The 18,283-nt window shown below is 73.3% G+C and carries 6 protein-coding genes; 3 read left to right on the forward strand and 3 right to left on the reverse strand.

Annotated elements, in window-relative coordinates; all coding sequences use genetic code 11:
* Positions 1–287 precede the first annotated feature (287 nt).
* Entirely contained in the window at positions 288–7,151 is a 6,864-nt protein-coding gene (locus tag AWX74_RS26420; protein WP_091282513.1) for an AAA domain-containing protein, read from the forward strand.
* 318 nt (positions 7,152–7,469) lie between these two features.
* Here the strand turns inward: AWX74_RS26420 and AWX74_RS26425 are convergent, their stop codons facing one another.
* Positions 7,470–8,834, reverse strand: a complete 1,365-nt coding sequence (locus AWX74_RS26425) for an acetamidase/formamidase family protein (RefSeq protein WP_091282515.1) — start codon at positions 8,832–8,834, stop codon at positions 7,470–7,472.
* 342 nt (positions 8,835–9,176) lie between these two features.
* Here AWX74_RS26425 and AWX74_RS26430 point away from each other — a divergent pair, with 342 nt between their 5' ends.
* Positions 9,177–10,436 (forward strand): thiamine-phosphate kinase, encoded by a 1,260-nt coding sequence (locus AWX74_RS26430; RefSeq protein WP_091282518.1) that lies wholly within the window; start codon positions 9,177–9,179, stop codon positions 10,434–10,436.
* Positions 10,437–10,464: 28 nt separating this feature from the next.
* On the opposite strand, the gene AWX74_RS26435 is transcribed toward AWX74_RS26430, so the two are convergent.
* Positions 10,465–11,079 carry a dTMP kinase gene (locus AWX74_RS26435; RefSeq protein ID WP_091282521.1) on the reverse strand — a complete coding sequence of 205 codons (615 nt, stop codon included), beginning with the start codon at positions 11,077–11,079 and terminating at the stop codon, positions 10,465–10,467.
* 697 nt (positions 11,080–11,776) lie between these two features.
* Entirely contained in the window at positions 11,777–13,954 is a 2,178-nt protein-coding gene (locus AWX74_RS26440; protein WP_226931253.1) for a hydantoinase/oxoprolinase family protein, read from the reverse strand.
* Positions 13,955–14,360: 406 nt separating this feature from the next.
* Here AWX74_RS26440 and AWX74_RS26445 point away from each other — a divergent pair, with 406 nt between their 5' ends.
* Complete coding sequence (locus tag AWX74_RS26445) at positions 14,361–18,101, forward strand: multifunctional oxoglutarate decarboxylase/oxoglutarate dehydrogenase thiamine pyrophosphate-binding subunit/dihydrolipoyllysine-residue succinyltransferase subunit (protein ID WP_091282528.1); 3,741 nt, start codon at positions 14,361–14,363, stop codon at positions 18,099–18,101.
* Positions 18,102–18,283: the final 182 nt, after the last annotated feature.

Below are 18,283 nucleotides of genomic sequence, written 5' to 3' on the forward strand. Positions count from 1 at the left end.
GGACCGACCACGGCCAACCATGCCCAGCCGCAGGCGACTTCCGTCCACCACGGCCGGCCACCGCCGGGCCATCGATTTCAGCCGCCACACCCCCTGGGCCAACTCCGCATACGGACGAGTGCCGCAAACAGTGGGTCGCGGCGCCACCGTCCTGGTTCGTCCGGGAGGCTTGCACTAGTTCTGGTATCGGGTGTTCCGGTCCCGGAACGATCGGAACAGGGCGTTCGCGACGCCCCGTCACGAGTTCCGCCGCCGGCACGCGCCGGCCGGAATCGGGGAGAGACTAGATGACGACGGACTCGGGTTCGGTGGACTCCGGAGTGGCTCACGCAGGGGCCACGGACACGGCGGACGTCGGCACAGACGGGGCGGAGCGCCGTCCGGCACGGGTGACCGCCCGGACCACGACCCGTGCCAGCTCCGACGCGCCACGGACGGGCATCGGCGCCGATCACGCGGCAGGCCGCGGCGGAACCGAGAGCCGCGGTCGCACCGAGAGCCACACCGGCACCGGCACTGGCACCGGCCGCCCTGGCCCGGACGTCGGTGACGCCGGTGACGGTGGCAGCAACGACGCCACCGCGGCTGACGCCGCTGACGCCGGTTACGCCGCTGACGCCAGGGCGCTGGACCTCGCCCGCCGTGAGCGCTACGCCGCGCTGACCGACCGCTGCCACCGGCTCGTGCGCTTCCTGCACGAGGTGGCGGTCTCCCAGTCCGAGCAGATCGTCGACGTCGACGAGAACCCGTTGGTGATCTGGCTCGCCGGCCTGCCCTCCGGCCTGTCGCTGTTCGAGGCCGCCGGTGCCGGCGAGGTCCTGCTCGAGGCACCCGCCGCCGCGCTGCTTCCGCCCGCGCCACCGCTGCCCGAGATCCTCCGTGGCCGGGTCCGGCTGCCCGTCCGTGGCTCGGAGGCGTCCGCCGGCCGGTCGGAGCACGGGATCGTCCTGCACGGCCCCGTGCCCCCGGCCGACGTGGACCTGAGCGCGGCCCCGCTCCTCGTCTACGATCTGCCCGCCGTGAGCCAGGCGGAGCGGGCCGCGGGCCACCCCACCGGCGATGCCGGCCACGGCGACGACCAGTCCGACAGGGATGACGCGGCGCGCCCGGGTGACGCGCCATCGGGTGCCCTGAACGGTTCCTCGCCGACGTCCAACGGCGCCGCGCCGTCATCCAACGGCAAGGGACCTTCGTCCAACGGCAGCGCGCCCTCCGCCAACGGCACCGCGCCCTCAACCAACGGCACTGCGCCCTCGGCAAATGGATCCGCGCCGACGTCGAACGGCTCGGGGCCGGCGTCCAAGGGTGGTTCGCCGACGTCCAACGGCCGTCGTTCCAACGGCACCCGGCCGCGCACCGGTGAGGTGACCGGCCCGCGGCAGCCGAGCACTGCCGGCGCCGCCGGCAACGGGCGCGCCGGCACCTCCGGCGAGCCGGCGACCACCTATCCGAGCGCCACGCCGGTTCCGGCGGACGTCGCGGCCGCGTTCGCGGAGTGGGCGCGGGCGTGGCAGGTGTGGAGCTCACGGGCGCGGGCCGACGCCGACCGACGCCACCTGCACACGACGCTGTACGGGGTCGCGCAGCGTCTGGCCCAGGAAGGCGACACCCTGGAGCTGGTGCTCGCCACCGGCCTGCTGACCTGGAAGCTGCCCCGCCCGGTCCGGCGGCATCTGCTCGTCACCCGGCTCGTGGTCGAGACCGATCCGATGACGTCGGCCATCCGGCTGCGGGTGCCGGCGGGTACCTCCACCCGGCTGGAGGACAGCGCCTTCCTCGACCGGGTCCCGGCGTTCCGGCCGGAACGGACCAACGCGTTGCACGAGCGCCTCCGCTCACGTGACGCGGCGCCGCTGGGGGCCGACGACGAGCGACTCCTGCGGGACTGGCTAACGCTCGCCGTCGACGGCCCGACCGAGGGCTACCGCCCGAACTGGCCACCGCCCGGCCCGGCCGGCCCCAGCGCCTCGCTCACCCTCGCGCCGGCGCTCATCCTGCGCTCCCGCGGGCATGCCGCGCTGCTCAACTACTACGAGCAGATGCTGGACGCGCTGCGCGGCGACGGCCTGCCGCCGTTGGGGCTCGCCCAGCTGGTGGAAACCCTCGACACGTCCGAGCGCCTCGCCTGGCTCGCCACGGCGGAGGGCGCCGAACCAGGCCGGCTGGCCCTCGCCCCCCGCTCCACAGGCACCCTCGCCGGCCCCACCGACTCCACCGGCTCCGGCTCATCCGGCTCCCCCGGCTCGCCGGATGCGGCCGATGCGGCCGATGCCGACGTGGCCGGGGACTGGCTCTCGCCGCTCCCGATCAGCCCGGAGCAGACCCGGGTGATGCGCAGGCTGCGCCTGGACAACGGGGTCGTCGTCGAGGGCCCACCGGGCACCGGCAAGACCCACACCATCGCGAACCTGATCAGCGCGCTGCTCGCCGAAGGCCGCCGGGTCCTGGTGACCAGCCAGAAGGGCCAGGCCCTGCGGGTGCTGCAGGAGAAGCTCCCGCCCGAGCTTCGCCGGCTGTGCGTCTCGCTCACCGAGGACGCCGAGAGCGGTGCCGGCGAGCTCGCCACCAGCGTCAGCGCGCTGGCCGCCCAGAAGGCCGTCTACGACGCCGGATCCCAGGACGAGCGGATTCGGACGGCACGCCAGCGCCGGGACTCGGCGGTCTCCGAGCGGGAACGGATCGCCACCGCGGTGGCGGCACGGCGGGCGGCCGAGTGGCGCCGGCACGGCACGTACGAGGTCGGCGCCGGCTGGTCGGGCACCCGCGCCGAGATCGCCGCGCGGCTGCGCGACGAGGCCTCCGAACACGGATGGATTCCCGTTCCCGTCCCCGGACCGGAGGGTGGCGGCTGGCCACGCCCGCCGCTCAACGACTCCGAGGCCGCCGAACTGTGGCGCCTGCTGACGACACCCGACCCCGTCTCCTCGGCAATGCGCGGCTTCGGTGGCCCCGGACAGCAGCACGGCGGGCCGGGCGACCCGTCCAGCGCGCCGACCACACCGTTGCGGATCACCATCGGGGGACGGCTGGTCCGGACAATTCCCGCCACCCTCCCAGCACCGCCCGCGCCACCCGTGTTGCCCGCCGCGCCCGTTCCGGCGGACGGCCAGGCGCCCCCCGCCCAGCCGGGACAGTCCGCGCGGCCAGGTCAACCCGCCCAACCGGGCCATGGTGGCGGTGGCGCCGGGCCGGAACGTGCCTCGGACGCGGCTGGAGCAGGACGCCAGGGTGGTCCGAGTGCTTCAGCCGGGACGGGGACACCGGCCGGTCAGGCTGGTCAGGCCGTCGGGGCGGAGTCCACGGGACCATCCGACCCGCCGACCGTCCCATCCCCGATCACCTCGGCGATCGCGCTGTCCGCACTGCGTGAGCAGCGGGCGTTCGGGCTGCCACCGGAGCTCGGCGAACTACCCACCCGCTCCGAGCTGACCGCGCTGGCCTACGCCGAGCAGGGAGCCCTGCACGCCGCCGAGACCGCCGAGCAGGCGCTGTCCCGCCAGGCGGCGGCCATGGTTCCCGTGCTGGCGCACGCCCTCGCCCTGGCCGGAGACGAGGCGGCCGACCGGCTGGCCGGAGCCGTCGACGGGGTGCTGCGCGCGGCGGAGATCATCGCCCGGCTCGCCGTCCGGCAGCCGTGGGCGGCGGACGCGCTCGCCGACGCCTTCGCCGGCCGGGCCGCGGTGCTGTGGACGAAGGTCGCCGCCGCCGCGCCCGCGATCGCCGAGGCGACGGCGGCGGTGGTCGAGCTCGGCCTGCACCAGGTGGAGCTCCCCCGCTACCCCGACGGCCGCGGGCCCGACGCGATCGCGCTGCTGTCCTCCGCCATCGCGCTGCGCGAGCACATGGACGCCGGCGGCACGCTGCGCAGGTTCTTCCGGTCGAAGGCGCAGAAGGACGCCCGGGTCCTGCTCGAGGAGACCAGCGTCGACGGGGTCCCGCCCCGCACCCCGGAGCTGCTCGACCTGGCACTGTTCCGGCTGCGCGCGGAGGTCGCGCTCGACGCGGCGACCCGCGCCTGGTCCCTGCTCAGCGTCGCCCCGGACCCGTCCGCGGAGCTGGAGGTCCGGCTGGCCCGTCTCACCGAGGCGCAGGATGTGGCGCGGGCCATCGACGTCGCCGTGGCGGCCCGCGGCCGGCTGGCGGCACTGCTCGACGCGCTCGGCGCGCACGGCATCCCGCTGGACTCCCCGACGGCGTGCTTCGACGTGGGCGCGGCCGCGAACGCCTACCGGCTGCGGCAGGCCGCCACGGCCGCGGGCACCGGGCTGCGGGACCTCACCGCCGAGCTCGTCGCCGCCGCCGCCCAGCCGGATGCCGTCGACGAGCTGGCCCTGCTCGCCATGGCGGTCGAGGCCCGCGACCCGGCCGGGTATGTCGCGGCCCTGGAGGCCACGGCGGACGCGCTGAACGGCCGTGCCCGCGCCCGCCGCCGCGACGAGCTGCTCGGCCGGGTCCGGGAGGCCCACCCCGTCCTGGCCGACCTGCTGCAGGCGGGACGTCTGTTCGCCGGCCAGGGCGCGGCCAGCCACGGGACGCCCGGCCAGGCAGGTCACACGGGTCAGGCAGGTCAGACCGGTCAGGGCGGCCAGGCCCCCACCGGCCCGGCGGCCCTCGGCGAGCTGTTCGAGTCCTTCGGCAAGGCGTGGTCGCACGCGGTCGCCGCGACCTGGCTCGCCCGCGTCCGCGCCACGGACCAGGCCGACCTGGACGCCGACCTCGACGCCGCCGACGAGCTGGTCGCCTCCGCGACGGCCGAACTGGCCGGATCGCTGGCCTGGAAGCACTGCCTGGAACGGATGGGCACCGAGCAGTCGGCGGCCCTGCGCGCCTACGCCGACGCGATGGCCGCCGGCGGCCGTTTCACCGGCCGGCACGCCGAGCGCTACCGGCAGGCCGCCCGGGAGGCGATGCGGATCGCGCAGACCGCCGTCCCGGCCTGGGTGATGCCGATCAGCGAGGTGCTGTCGACCATCCCGGCGGTACGGGACAGCTTCGACGTGGTGATCGTCGACGAGGGAAGCCAGGCCGGTCTCGAAAGCCTGTTCCTGCTCTGGCTCGCGCCGCGGGTGATCGTCGTCGGCGACGACCGCCAGTGCACGCCGCCGGACGCCTCCGCCGAGGAGCTCGAACCGGTCTTCAACCGGCTCGACACCCTGCTGCCGGACATCCCCAGCTGGCTGCGGGTCGGTTTCACCCCGCGGTCCAGCCTGTTCTCCCTGCTGCGGACCAGGTTCGGCGACGTCGTACGGCTGCGCGAGCACTTCCGCTGCATGCCGGAGATCATCGAGTGGTCGTCGGCGATGTTCTACCGTGACGCACCGCTGATCCCGCTGCGGCAGTTCGGCGTGGACCGGCTCACCCCGCTGCGGGCCCAGTACGTCCCGCACGCCTACACGACCCCGACGGCGGAGGGCCCGCGCAACCCCGTCGAGGCGGAGGCGCTGGTCACCCAGGTGCTGAAATGCGCCGAGGACCCGCGTTACCGGGGCCTGACCTTCGGCATCGTCGTGCTGCAGGGCAGCGCCCAGGCCGAGCTCATCCGCTCCGAGCTGGTCTCCCGGATGTCCGCCGCCGAGCAGCAGCGACGCCGGCTGCGGGTCGGTTCGCCGCCCGACTTCCAGGGCGACGAGCGGGACGTCATCTTCCTCTCCCTGGTCGTCGCACCCGGCACGTCGACCACCTCGCTGACCCGCCTGGAGTACCAGCGCAGGTTCAACGTGGCGGCGTCCCGGGCCCGTGACCAGGTCTGGCTGTTCCACTCGGTCTCGGCCTCCGACCTCGACCCCGTCGACCTGCGGCACAGTTACCTCAGCTACGTGCTGGCGCATTCGGGGTCGACGCCGACGGCCATCTCGGCGGCGCCGGTCGCCGCGTCCGAGGTCAGCCCGGTCCTGCCGCATCCGCGCTTCGACTCGCTGTTCGAGCAGCGGGTCTTCCTCGCCCTGGCCACGCGCGGCTACCACGTGACACCGCAGGTCGAGATCAACGGCCGCCGGTTCGACCTGGTCGTGTCCGGAGGGCGGGCCCGGCTCGCCGTCGAGTGCGACGGGGACACCACCCGTTCCACCGACGACGTCGAGCGCGACCTGACCCGCGAGCGGGAGCTGCGCCGGGTCGGCTGGCGGATCTGGCGGATCCGCCGGTCCGAGTTCGAGATCGACCCGGAGGCGGCGCTCGCCCCGCTGTGGCCCCGGCTCGCCGCCGCGGGAATCCTGCCGATCGCCACCCCGGCGCACCTGCCGGTGACGCCGAACCATCCCGACCCGGCGATGCACGTGACCCAGCTCCTGACCGCGCCCGAGTACGCGAGCCCGGTGCCCGCCGGCACCGCCCTGCCCTCGGCCCCGGCACCGAGAGCCCTCCCACCGGGGGCTTCGGCGACGTCCATCGCGGCGCCGTCCACTCCAGCGACGCCCGCTCCCGCGACGTTCACTCCGGCGGGGTCGACGGCCGCGGCGGCGGAGGCCCTGTCGGCGGCCGCGGCCGGCTCGGTGCGGCCGGAGAGCGAGTCGAGGCCGGCGCCACGGCCCGCCGGTGACACCACCGCACCCGGGCGGGATTCAGCTCCCGTGCGCCCCTCGGCCCTGCCGGTGCCGGAACCACGGGACGCGGGGAGGTCCACCGCGCGGGACCTGTTCCCGAGCACACCGGGCCTGCCGCTGCCGTCCGTGGGCGGCACGACCGGCTCCGGCACGACCGGCTCCGGCACGACCAGCTCGGGCGCTGCCGGCGCCTGGTCGACATCCGGCGGCTCGCCCACCGGCTGGGCGTCCGTGGGGACGTCACCCAGCGGCTTCCCCGCCATGCACGACCTCCCCTCCGGGCCGGATCAGTGGTCGGAGGACGCTGTCTCGCCCGGCGCACCGGTCGTCCCGGACGCGAGCATCGCGGCTGTGCCGACCGGCGGGCAGACCGACGCCGGACCGGCGGCCTCCGTCACTGCGGCCGGTGGGGCGACCGGTGGCACGGCTGACGCGGACGACCCTTCCTCCAGCCGTCCGTCGGCCGACCATGCTCCCGCCGCATCCGACACCGCTGGTCCCGGTGTGGCCTCGGTGCACGCGGACCCGGACGAACGCCGCCAGCGTTGGCGTCCCATCCAGCTTTCCGAGCTGGAGGGCCTCGACGACGTTCCTCCCACGGCGCTCTGACCCCGGCCGTCCGGCAGTCCGGCAGGCCCGGTGGTCCGGCAGGCCCCCGACCGGGTGGTCTGCCGGACTTCCGGGCGCACGGCCACCCATCGAGGATCCCGCGCCGCCGGGCAGCACCAGCAATTCGCCTCAAGAGGGGCAAAAGAGGCGCAGAGCCACCTGGCGACCCGCAAGAAGTGAGGATTTTGGTCGTTGGCCCGACCAAAATCGTTCACTCTTGCGACGCGCCAAACCGGGCCACCGGCTTCTCGGACCAGTGGCGGCCCTCAGCCGCGTAGCCGCGTAGCCGCGTCCGTCCGATTGCCGTCCTACGCCGAGCTAGGTGACCGGTTCGTCGGTCCCGGCCTGGCCGGCGGCGGTCACCGCCTCGTGGGTCGGCTCCGGCACGATGATCTGACGGTCAGCGCCGGGACGTCCCACCTCGGCTTCGGGCATCGACTCGGCTTCGGGCATCGACTCGGCTTCGGGTGTCGGGTCGGAGTCGGGTGGGGAGTCGGGTGCCGAGTCGGAGTCGGAGGCACCGACGATCCGGGCGAAGCCGCCGCGCGGCAGCCGTGACTTGACCGGCGCCGGCTCGTTGAAGTCCGAACGGCGGATCCGGCAGAAGCCGGTCCCGTGGCCATCGGTCAGCCGGCCGATACCGAAGTCCGCCGCCGCCGCGAGGTACCCGACCGCGTCCGCCCGCTGCAGGCCGCCCCTGGTCTGCAGGAACCTCACCGCGGCCCGCGCCGCCCGGCGCACCGCCTCCCGCGGATCCGGGTCGAAGCCCGTGGTGATCCACAGCTCCTCGGTCTCGATGAACGGCTCACGCAGCGCGCCTAGCGCGGCGGTCGCCGCCGCGTCCCGCAGGGTGACCAGGCGCAGGGTGGCCCGCAGCGGACCCTCCAGCGCGGTCGCCCCGATCATCCCGTCGCCCACGGAATAGTGGGGGTCGCCAACCGCGAAAAGCGCCCCCGCCACCTGGACGGGCAGGTACAGATGCGCGCCGGGCCCGAGTTCCCGACAGTCCAGCGCACCGCCGAAGGCACCGGTCGAGCGCGACGTGATCGCATCGTCCGTCACGTCGGCCGCGACAGCCATGATCCCCAGGCACGGGTTCAGCGGAAAGCGGATGCGCCCTTGGCTCCCGCTCGGCATGGCCCCGAACAGCCGCCCCCGGCGGCGCTCCACCGCGCAGAAGGACGTCACCGTGCGATAGCCCTGCCAGCGCCGCGCGTCGGCGTCGGGGGCCGGGGCCGGCGTCTCCGGGAACTCCCCGGCGAGCAGGCCCGCGCCGTGCCGGGTGGAGATCACGCCATAACGGGCCCGCGGGTGCAGTGTGAGGATGTCGATCCGCAGCATGTCGCCGGGGATGGCGCCACGTACGTGGATCGGGCCCGTCACCACATCCGAGCCGTCCGTGCCGAACCGGTGTGGAACGCCGGACGCGGCGATGGCCCGCGCGTCCTCCAACACCTCCGAGGGGACGACCCCGAAACCCCCGAGAAAGGCATCGGGATCGCGGCCCTGGTCCTCGAGAATGCCTTCCTGGCTGACCGTGTCTATGGTGACGGTCGTGCCAGAGTCCACGCTGAGCACCGGTCGCGTCCGCGCGTTCGGGAGGGCACCCCAGCTGATCGTCTCCGGGGTGGACGGCAGATAGTGCCGGCCCTCGATCTTTCCTCGTCCCGGCTGCAGGGCCACTCGCGCCCTACCCGTGCCGACGCCCGGCGAGGCCGGGTCGGCGCCCTGCGCACACCCGCGGGAGCCCGGTCATCGCTCGCCGCCCACGTTGGGACGGACGCCGACGCGAGGCCCCACGGGCTCACGGACGACGCGCACGGCTGTCGGACGAGCCGGCCGCCGACAACGGCGCTGAGGGTGATGCACGCGCGTCAGAGTCGCAGCGGAAGATGACGTCACGATGTCGTGGATGTTGCAGTCGGCGTCAATTACCTCGTTAACAGCACCGAATCCCGACTGAATCCCGGCAGAACACCGACCCCCGCGGCAACCACGGCCCGGACCGATAGCGTGGGCCGGGCCATGAGCACCAGCAGACCCGACACCGATGACACCGCGGATGTCCCCACAACGGATACGCCCGCACCCGACACGGCGGCACCGGGTACAGCCGCCACGGCCACCAGCGACGGATCCGGACCGACTGTCGCGGATCTCGGCGAGTTCGGGCTGATCCGGGCGATCACCCGACGCCTGCCGGCCGGCCCGGACGTCCTGCTCGGGCCCGGCGACGACGCCGCCGTGGTGGCCAGCGCCGACGGCCGGGTCGTCATCACGACCGATCTGCTCCTCGAAGGCCGGCATTTCCGGCGGGACTGGTCCTCCGCCTATGACGTGGGCCGCAAGGCCGCGGCCCAGAACCTCTCCGACGTGGTCGCGATGGGTGCCCGGCCGACCACCCTGGTCGTCGGCCTGGGTGTTCCGCGGAGCCTGCCGATCGCCTGGGCCGAGCAGTTCGCCGACGGCCTGCGCGACGAATGCGAGCTGGTCGGGGCCTCGGTCGCCGGCGGCGACATCAGTTCGTCCGACACCATCGTGCTCGGGATCACCGCGCTCGGCGATCTGGCCGGCCGCGCACCGGTACGCCGGGACACCGCACGCCACGGGGATCTCGTCGTCCTGGCCGGCCGGCTCGGCTGGGCCCAGGCCGGCCTCGCGCTGCTCCGCGCCACCACTGCCACCGCTGCCACCACTGCCACCGCTGCCACCACTGCCACCACAGGTGCCGTCAGTGCCGCCACTGCCACCACCGGTGCCGTCAGTGCCACCGCGACCGGCGCCGCTGCTACCGCCACCGGCGCTACCGCTGCTGCCGGCGGCACCGCGGCGGCGCCCGCCGTGCGCCTGGACGATCCCGAATACGCCGAGCTGGTCGCCGCCCACCGGCGGCCGCAGCCGCCCTATCCACTCGGCCCGCAGCTGGCCGCGGCCGGCGCGCACGCCATGTGCGACATTTCCGACGGCCTGCTCGCCGATCTCGGTCACATCGCGGCGGCCTCATCGGTGTGGATCGACCTCGACACCGCCCTCATACGGGTACCCGCTCGGATAAGCGCTGCCGCCGCGGCACTGGACGCGGATCCACTCGGCTGGGTGCTGACCGGCGGGGACGATCACGCACTCGTCGCCTGCGTCGCCCCCGGCACGGAGCTTCCGGCGGGCTGCACCGTGATCGGACGTGTCCTGAACGAGCGGCCGGCCGACGCCGGCACGCGCGACCACGGCGTCCTCGTCAACGGCCGGGACCAGCACCACCAGCCCGGCTGGGACCACTTCGCCTGATCTGAAGGCCGCGGCGTCCTCCGGGGACTCAGTCCGCCCGGAACCGGGAGAGCACCGGTAGGACGGTCGCCCGCAAGGCCGTCTGGACCTCCTCGCATGCCCCCTCGGCCGAGACGACGGCGAACGACGAGGCCTCCGGCAGGGAGCGGTACGCCTCGTCGAAGGCGACGAGGTAGTCGAGCTCCTCATGGTCGCGCCCGCGCTGCTCCACCCGCCGCTGCGCAAGCCCGGCCGGGACGGACAGATAGCACACCAGGTCAGGCGCGGGGAACCGGCGAAACGCGGCACGCACCCGGCGTTCGCCACGATCGCCGCGGGCACGCATGATCGCATACTGGCAGTAGGCGTAGCGGTCCATCACCGCTACACGGCCGGTGAGCCAGGACAGCGCGAGCGCCCGGCTGACCGCCACCCAGCGCATGGAGGCCTCGATCACGACGTACGCGCGGCGGCCGAACAGCGCGTGCCCGTCAGTGCGGCCGAGCAGCCTCGCCAACGCATCCCAGATCGGGCGACCGCCCGCGTTCTCGAAGTAGCGGGCCGGCACACCCTGCCCGTTCAACCAGGCCGCGAGCCTTCTGGCCTGGGTCGTCTTACCCGACCCGTCCACCCCGAGCAGAGCAATGATCGGCCGGCGTCGCACCTGACAAGCGTAGATGTCCGGCCGTCACAGGATCCGTGGTGCCGGCACGCACGACTGCCAAAGTCATCAAAACCCCCAAAGCCCCGCTGACCGAGCCTCGGGCTTCCGCTGCCGCCAACCTGCCACAAAGCAAGAACTGAGAATCCTGGCCGCCACAGCAACCGAAACCCTCACTTCTTGCTGATCACCGAGCGACCCTGTGCCACATTTGCGCCGATTGACGGAATGACACTGACGCTGTGTGGCGACACCGGATCCCTGGTGGGTCACCAAACAGCGGGTAGGCGCAGACCGCCAGATCAATATCGGCGCCCCAGAGAACCCCGTGAACGCAGGGCGAACACCCAAACCACCCCAACCTCGCCAGCCGTGGGGGGCCCGGGGGGGCTCGGCCCCACCGGCCAACATCCCACAAGCCACCAGGAAGCCCGCAAAAGCGGGCGAACACCCAAACCACCCCAACCTCGCCAGCCGTGGGGGGCCCGGGGGGGCTCGGCCCCACCGGCCAACATCCCACAAGCCATCAGGGAGCCCGCAAAAGCGGGCGAACAGGCGAAACCAGGATTGTGGGTGCCGGCCCGCCAGGTCGCCTCACGGCGTGATGTCGCACGTAGCGACTCAATATGGGTCCGGGGGCCATGATACGGACCGGCACTGCTCATCCTAACGCGGCACTGCGCCCGCCTGTTCCCGTCCGTTACAACTGACGGGTGAGGACGAGGGTCCCGATGTCGTCGACGGTGCCCGTCCAGCCGGGGCGGAGCAGGCAGGTGGCCTCGGCGAACTCCACCACCGCCGGGCCCGCGACGACGTCGCCGGCGCCCAGAGCGGCCCGCGGGACCACCTCGACGTCCCGCCAGGCACCGTCCAGCCAGGCCTGCCGGCGTCCGCGTCGAGCGGTCGGGTCGACGGGTGGGGCGACGGGGACGGGCTTCGGGCCGCGCACGGTGACCACCAGGCGCACCGCGACCGTCTCGATCTCGCGCTCCGGGGCGATGTGCCCGTACCTGCGCAGATGCTCGGCTTCGAAGGCTGCACGCACGGCCTGGGCCATCGAGGCGGCGTCGACCGAGGCGTCCCCGGGCTCGACTCCGGCTGCGTCCCCGGGCTCGGCGACGTCGATGGTCAGTTCGTGGGACTGGCCCGCGTACCGGCAGTCGACGCGCCGTTGGAGGACAGCCGGCGATCCGGCCGAGGCCTGCCCCGGCTCGGCGTCCGCGGCCGGTCCAGCATCTGCAGCCGCGGCCGGGCCGGCGTCCGCGGCCAGGTCGGCCTCCGCAGCCGCGGTCGCGGCCAGGTCGGTGAAGGCGCGGGCGAGATCGACCTCGCCGAGCCGGCCGATCAGCGGGCGGGCGTGGTCACGCCGGACGTCCCCGATCGCCAGCCCCAGCGCCGACAGCACCCCGGCGGCCAGTGGGACCAGCACCCGGGACATGCCGAGTTCCTCGGCCAGCGCGCAGGCGTGCGTCCCACCGGCCCCGCCGAAGGCCACCAGCACCAGCTGACGCGGGTCGATGCCGCGTTCGACGGAGACGACCCGCAGCGCCCGGGTCATCTCCGCGTCGGCGACGGCGACCACCCCGGCGGCGGTCTGTGCCGGGGTGAGGCCCAGCTCGGCGCCGAGCCCGCTCAGCACCGCCTCGGCCGCCGCCCGGGAGAGCGTGACCTCGCCGCCGAGCCCGGCACCGTCGGCGAGGTAGCCCAGGTAGAGGTCGGCGTCGGTGACCGTAGGCAGGGTGCCGCCGCGCCCGTAGCAGGCCGGGCCGGGGTCGGCTCCCGCCGAACGCGGGCCGACCCGCAGGGCGCCACCGGCGTCCGCCCAGGCGATCGAGCCGCCGCCCGCGCTGACCGAGTGGACGTCCACCGTGGGCAGCATGATCGGCACCCCGGCGAGCACCGACTCGGACGTGGTGAGCGCCCGCCCGCCGAGCACGGGCGCGACATCGGTGGACGTCCCGCCCATGTCAAAGGTGAGCAGGTCACGGACCCCGGACAGGCCGGCGACGTAGGCGGCGCCGACGACGCCCCCGGCCGGGCCGGACAGCACACAGCGGGCGGCGTGCCCGGCCGCCTCGGCGAGCTCGGTGACACCGCCCGACGACTGCATGATCATGGGGACGGTGAGCGACTGCCGCGCGCAGCGGTGTTCCAGGCGCCGCAGATAGGTGGAGAGTCCGGGGGTCAGATAGGCGTCGGCGACAGCGGTGGTGAAGCGCTCGTATTCGCGGAACACCGGCAGCACCTCGCTGGAGGCGACCACCGTGATGCCCGGCAGCCGCTGCCGCAGCGCCGTGGCGACGGCCTGTTCATGGGCCGGGAAGGCGAAGGAGAACAGCAGGCAGACGGCGACGGCCGCGAGGTCGGGGATGGCCGCCACCTCCTCGACGACCCGGGCGACGTCGTCGTCGCGCAGCGGCTCGATCACGCCGTGCGGCCCGCACCTCTCGGCGACGGTGAAGCGCAGCTCGCGCGGGACGAGGCTGGGCGGGCGGTCCCTGGTCAGGTCGTAGAGGGACGGCCTGTTCTGCCGGCCGATCTCGATCACGTCCCGGAAGCCCCGGGTGGTCACCAGCGCGGTGCGGGCCCCGGCGCGTTCCAGCAGCGTGTTGGTGGCCACCGTGGTGCCGTGGGCGAAGGTGCCGACCTGTGCCGGGGCCAGGCCGGCCGCGGCCACCGCGGCCAGCACCGCGTCGGACGGGTCGGTGGGAACGGAGGGAACCTTGGCGAACCGCACGCCACCGTCCGGATCCACCGCCACCAGGTCGGTGAAGGTGCCGCCGACATCCACTCCGAGCCGGACCCGCTCGCCGGACGGCTCCTGCTGATCGGGCACTCGGCCTCCTGCTTCCCTGACTTCCGACGGCGTCCCTGACATGCTGGCGCCCTGGCCGGCCGGTGGCAGCTCCGGCCACCCAGAGCACCGACTACCCAGAGCAACAACGCGAAGCGGTACCGGGCGGCCGGTAAGGCTGAGCCGGCACCAGGTACGAAACCACCATTTGGGTCTTCATGTGACCTCGCGCGCAGAGCCGGCGGCCGGCGGGGAACCGCGCGGAAAACCCGCCTTTGCCAGCGGCACAGTCGAGATCGCTATCGGCCCGGGCCAGTGGATCGTGGCGCCGACAGGAGGCGATCAGCCCTGACACAACGGGACGAATGTGACGCGACGCCGGGGAGGGCAGCTTCGGGGTGTCCGTCCACAGCGGGTAACCTGAGCAGACGGTAGCGAAGGGCCTGCGAACAGGCTGAGATGTACACCGTGGATAGAGGCGATTGGCTCCGTGACAGCACCGACGGTACCCGCGTCAGAACCTGACTTCGGCCCTAACGAGTGGCTGGTCTTCGAGATCTACCAGCAGTATCTCGAGGACCCGGAGAGCGTCTCCCCCGAATGGCGCGAGTTCCTCTCCGACTACCGCCCCGCGAACCCGGCTGCCGGGAACGCGCAGGCGAGCGGTGCCACCGCCCCCAGTCCCGCGTCAACGCCGACGCCTTCGACCCCCTCCGCTCCGGCTGCCACCGCGAGCGTGGCACCGGTCACGGCCCCGGCGCCAGCGGTCCCGGCGGCTCCCGCGCCGGCGGCCCCGGCCGCGGCGCCCGCCGCCGCGAGCGCGAAGCCGGCTTCCGCGCCGGCCAAGCCCGCGACCCCGGTCGCGGCCGGGGAGCGCACCCCGTTGCGCGGCGCGTCCGCCCGGGTGGTCTCCAACATGGAGACCTCGCTACACGTCCCGACCGCGACGTCCGTGCGTGCGGTGCCGGCGAAGCTGCTGGCCGACAACCGCATCGTCATCAACCGGCACCTGGCCCGGTCCAGCGGCGGGAAGATCTCCTTCACCCATGTGATCGGCTACGCCATGGTGAAGGCCCTGATCGACCACCCGGCGATGAACGCGTCCTATGCCGAGATCGACGGCAAGCCGACGCTCGTTCAGCCGGAGCACATCAACCTCGGCCTCGCGATCGACCTGGTCACGCCCAAGGGGCGCCAGCTCGTCGTCGCCGCGGTGAAGAAGGCCGAGACCCTCGACTTCAGCCAGTTCTGGCTGGCGTATGAGGACCTCGTCCGCCGGGCCCGCACCAACAAGCTGACCATGGACGACTTCACCGGCGTCACGATCAGCCTGACCAACCCCGGCGGCATCGGGACGGTGCACTCCGTCCCGCGCCTCATGGAGGGCCAGGGCACGATCATCGGCGTCGGTGCCATGGAGTACCCGGCCGAGTTCCAGGGCGCCTCCGAGCAGACCCTGACGAAGCTCGCGATCTCCAAGATCATGACGCTGACCAGCACCTACGACCACCGGATCATCCAGGGCGCGCAGTCCGGCGAGTACCTGCGGCGCATCCACGAGCTGCTGCTGGGCGCCGACGGGTTCTACGACGAGATCTTCGCGTCGCTGCGTGTCCCCTACGTGCCGATCCGCTGGCTGCCCGACATCTCCGCCCACCACGAGGGCGACCTCGACCACGGCGCCCGGGTGATGGAGCTCATCCACGCCTACCGGGTGCGTGGTCACCTGATGGCCGACACGAACCCGCTCGAGTTCGCCATCCGCAGCCATCCCGACCTGGACATCATCGGCCACGGCCTGACCCTGTGGGACCTCGACCGCGAGTTCGCGGTGGGTGGCTTCGCCGGGCAGCGCACGATGCGGCTGCGGGACATCCTCGGCGTCCTGCGTGACTCCTACTGCCGCCGGGTCGGCATCGAGTACATGCACATCCAGGAGCCGGAGGAGCGCACCTGGATCCAGGCCCGCGTCGAGCGCTCCGCGGAGCGGCCCGACCCGGCCGAGCAGCTGTACGTGCTGGAGCGCCTCGGTGCCGCCGAGGCCTTCGAGTCGTTCCTGCAGACCAAGTACGTCGGCCAGCGCCGGTTCTCGCTGGAGGGCGCCGAGTCGACGATCCCGCTGCTGGACGAGATCCTCGGCCGGGCGGCGGAGGCCACACTCGACGAGGTCGTCATCGGCATGGCGCACCGCGGGCGGCTCAACGTGCTCGCGAACATCGTCGGCAAGTCGTACCGGCAGATCTTCGACGAGTTCGAGGGCTACGTCGACCCGCAGACCGCGCACGGCTCGGGTGACGTCAAGTACCACCTGGGTGCCGACGGCGTCTACACCGACCAGGAGGGGCGCACCGTCCCCGTCTCGGTGGTCGCCAACCCGTCGCACCTCGAGGCCGTCGACGGCGTCCTCGAAGGTGTCGCCCGCGCGAAGCAGGACGTCCTGGACAAGGGCTTCGAGGGCTTCACCGTGCTGCCGGTGCTGATCCACGGTGACGCCGCGTTCGCCGGCCAGGGTGTGGTCGCCGAGACGCTGAACCTCTCCCAGCTGCGCGGCTACCGCACCGGTGGCACCGTGCACGTGGTCATCAACAACCAGGTCGGCTTCACCACGTCACCGACGTCCAGCCGCTCCTCGGTCTACGCGACCGACGTGGCGCGCATGGTGCAGGCGCCGATCTTCCACGTCAACGGGGACGACCCGGAGGCGTGCGTCCGGGTGGCGGCGCTGGCGTTCGCCTACCGGCAGGAGTTCAACAAGGACGTCGTCATCGACCTGGTCTGCTACCGCCGGCGGGGTCACAACGAGATGGACGAGCCGTCCTTCACCCAGCCGCTGATGTACGACACGATCGCCTCCAAGCGGTCGGTGCGCAAGGTCTACACCGAGGCCCTGATCGGCCGTGGGGACATCACCCGCGACGAGGCCGAGCTGGCGATGAAGAGCTACCGGGCCGAGCTGGAGAAGGCGTTCGCCGAGACCAGGGAGACCACGACCCGGCCCACGCCGCAGCCGCGGATCGTCACCACCCCGGCCGAGGCCGCCGCAGCCGCCGCGGTCACCACCGCGGTGCCGCTGGAGATCGTCAAGAAGGTCGTCGACACCCAGGTCAACCTGCCGGACGGCTTCGTCATGCACCCGCGCCTGCGGCCGCAGATCGAACGCCGCCCGCAGATGGTCGAGACCGGGGCCATCGACTGGGCGCTCGCCGAGATGATCGCGTTCGGCAGCCTGCTGCTGGGCGGCACCTCGGTGCGGCTCACCGGCCAGGACAGCCGCCGCGGCACCTTCGGGCAGCGGCACTCCGTGCTGGTCGACCGCTACACCGCGGAGGACCACACACCGCTGCGCACCCTGCGCAACGACGACGGCTCCCGGGTCGGCACCTTCTACACCTACGACTCGCTGCTCTCCGAGTTCGCCGCGATGGGCTTCGAGTACGGCTACTCGGTGGCCCGGGACGACACCCTGGTGCTGTGGGAGGCGCAGTTCGGCGACTTCGCCAACGGCGCACAGTCGATCATCGACGAGTTCATCTCGGCCGGTGAGGCGAAGTGGGGCCAGCGTTCCTCGCTGACCCTGCTGCTGCCGCACGGGTACGAGGGCCAGGGGCCGGACCACTCCTCGGCCCGTATCGAGCGGTTCCTCTCGCTGTGCGCCGACGGCAACATGACCGTCTCCGCACCGTCCAGCCCGGCCAGCTACTTCCACCTGCTGCGCCGGCAGGCGCTGTCACCGGTGCGCCGGCCGCTGATCGTCTTCACGCCGAAGTCGATGCTGCGGCTGAAGGCCGCCGCCTGCACCGTCGAGGAGCTCACCGGCGGCGCCTGGCAGCCGATCATCGACGACGCCTCGGTCAGCGACCCGGCCAGCGTGCGGCGGGTGCTGCTGTCGGCCGGCAAGGTCTACTACGACCTCGCCGCCGCCAAGGAGAAGCGCAACGACGCCCAGCGCTTCGCCCTGCTGCGCGTCGAGCAGCTCTACCCGACCCCCGGGCCGGAGCTCGCCGCGCTGCTGAGCCGGTACCCGAACCTGACCGACCTCGTCTGGGTCCAGGAGGAGCCGGCGAACCAGGGTGCCTACCCGCACATGGCGCTGAACCTGCCCGAGTCGCTGCCCGAGGGCCTGCGGCTGCGGCGGGTCTCGCGGCGGGCCTCGGCCGCCCCGGCCTCCGGCTCGTCCCGGGTGCACGAGCGGGAGCAGGCAGCTCTCGTCGAGGCGGCCTTCAGCGACTGACGCCTGACCGTGCCACTGCGGCCGCCTGGCGCCAGGCGGCCGCAGTGCACGATCGGCGCGGCTCCGACCCGCCAGCCTGCTGCGGCCGCAGCACCTGAGCCGGTCCGCGGCAGGCGACCGGGCGGCTACATAGCAGCAAGCGTACGCACAGCGACGCATAGCAGGACACGCGACGACAGCGA

The sequence above is a fragment of the Parafrankia irregularis genome (genome assembly GCF_001536285.1).
Lineage (GTDB): Bacteria > Actinomycetota > Actinomycetes > Frankiales > Frankiaceae > Parafrankia > Parafrankia irregularis.

Excerpts from the sequence above, each read along its gene's own strand:
- AWX74_RS26440 (WP_226931253.1), bottom strand. The coding sequence starts at position 13,954 with ATGTCAGGGACGCCGTCGGAAGTCAGGGAAGCAGGAGGCCGAGTGCCC.
- AWX74_RS26420 (WP_091282513.1), top strand. The coding sequence starts at position 288 with ATGACGACGGACTCGGGTTCGGTGGACTCCGGAGTGGCTCACGCAGGG.
- AWX74_RS26430 (WP_091282518.1), top strand. The coding sequence starts at position 9,177 with ATGAGCACCAGCAGACCCGACACCGATGACACCGCGGATGTCCCCACA.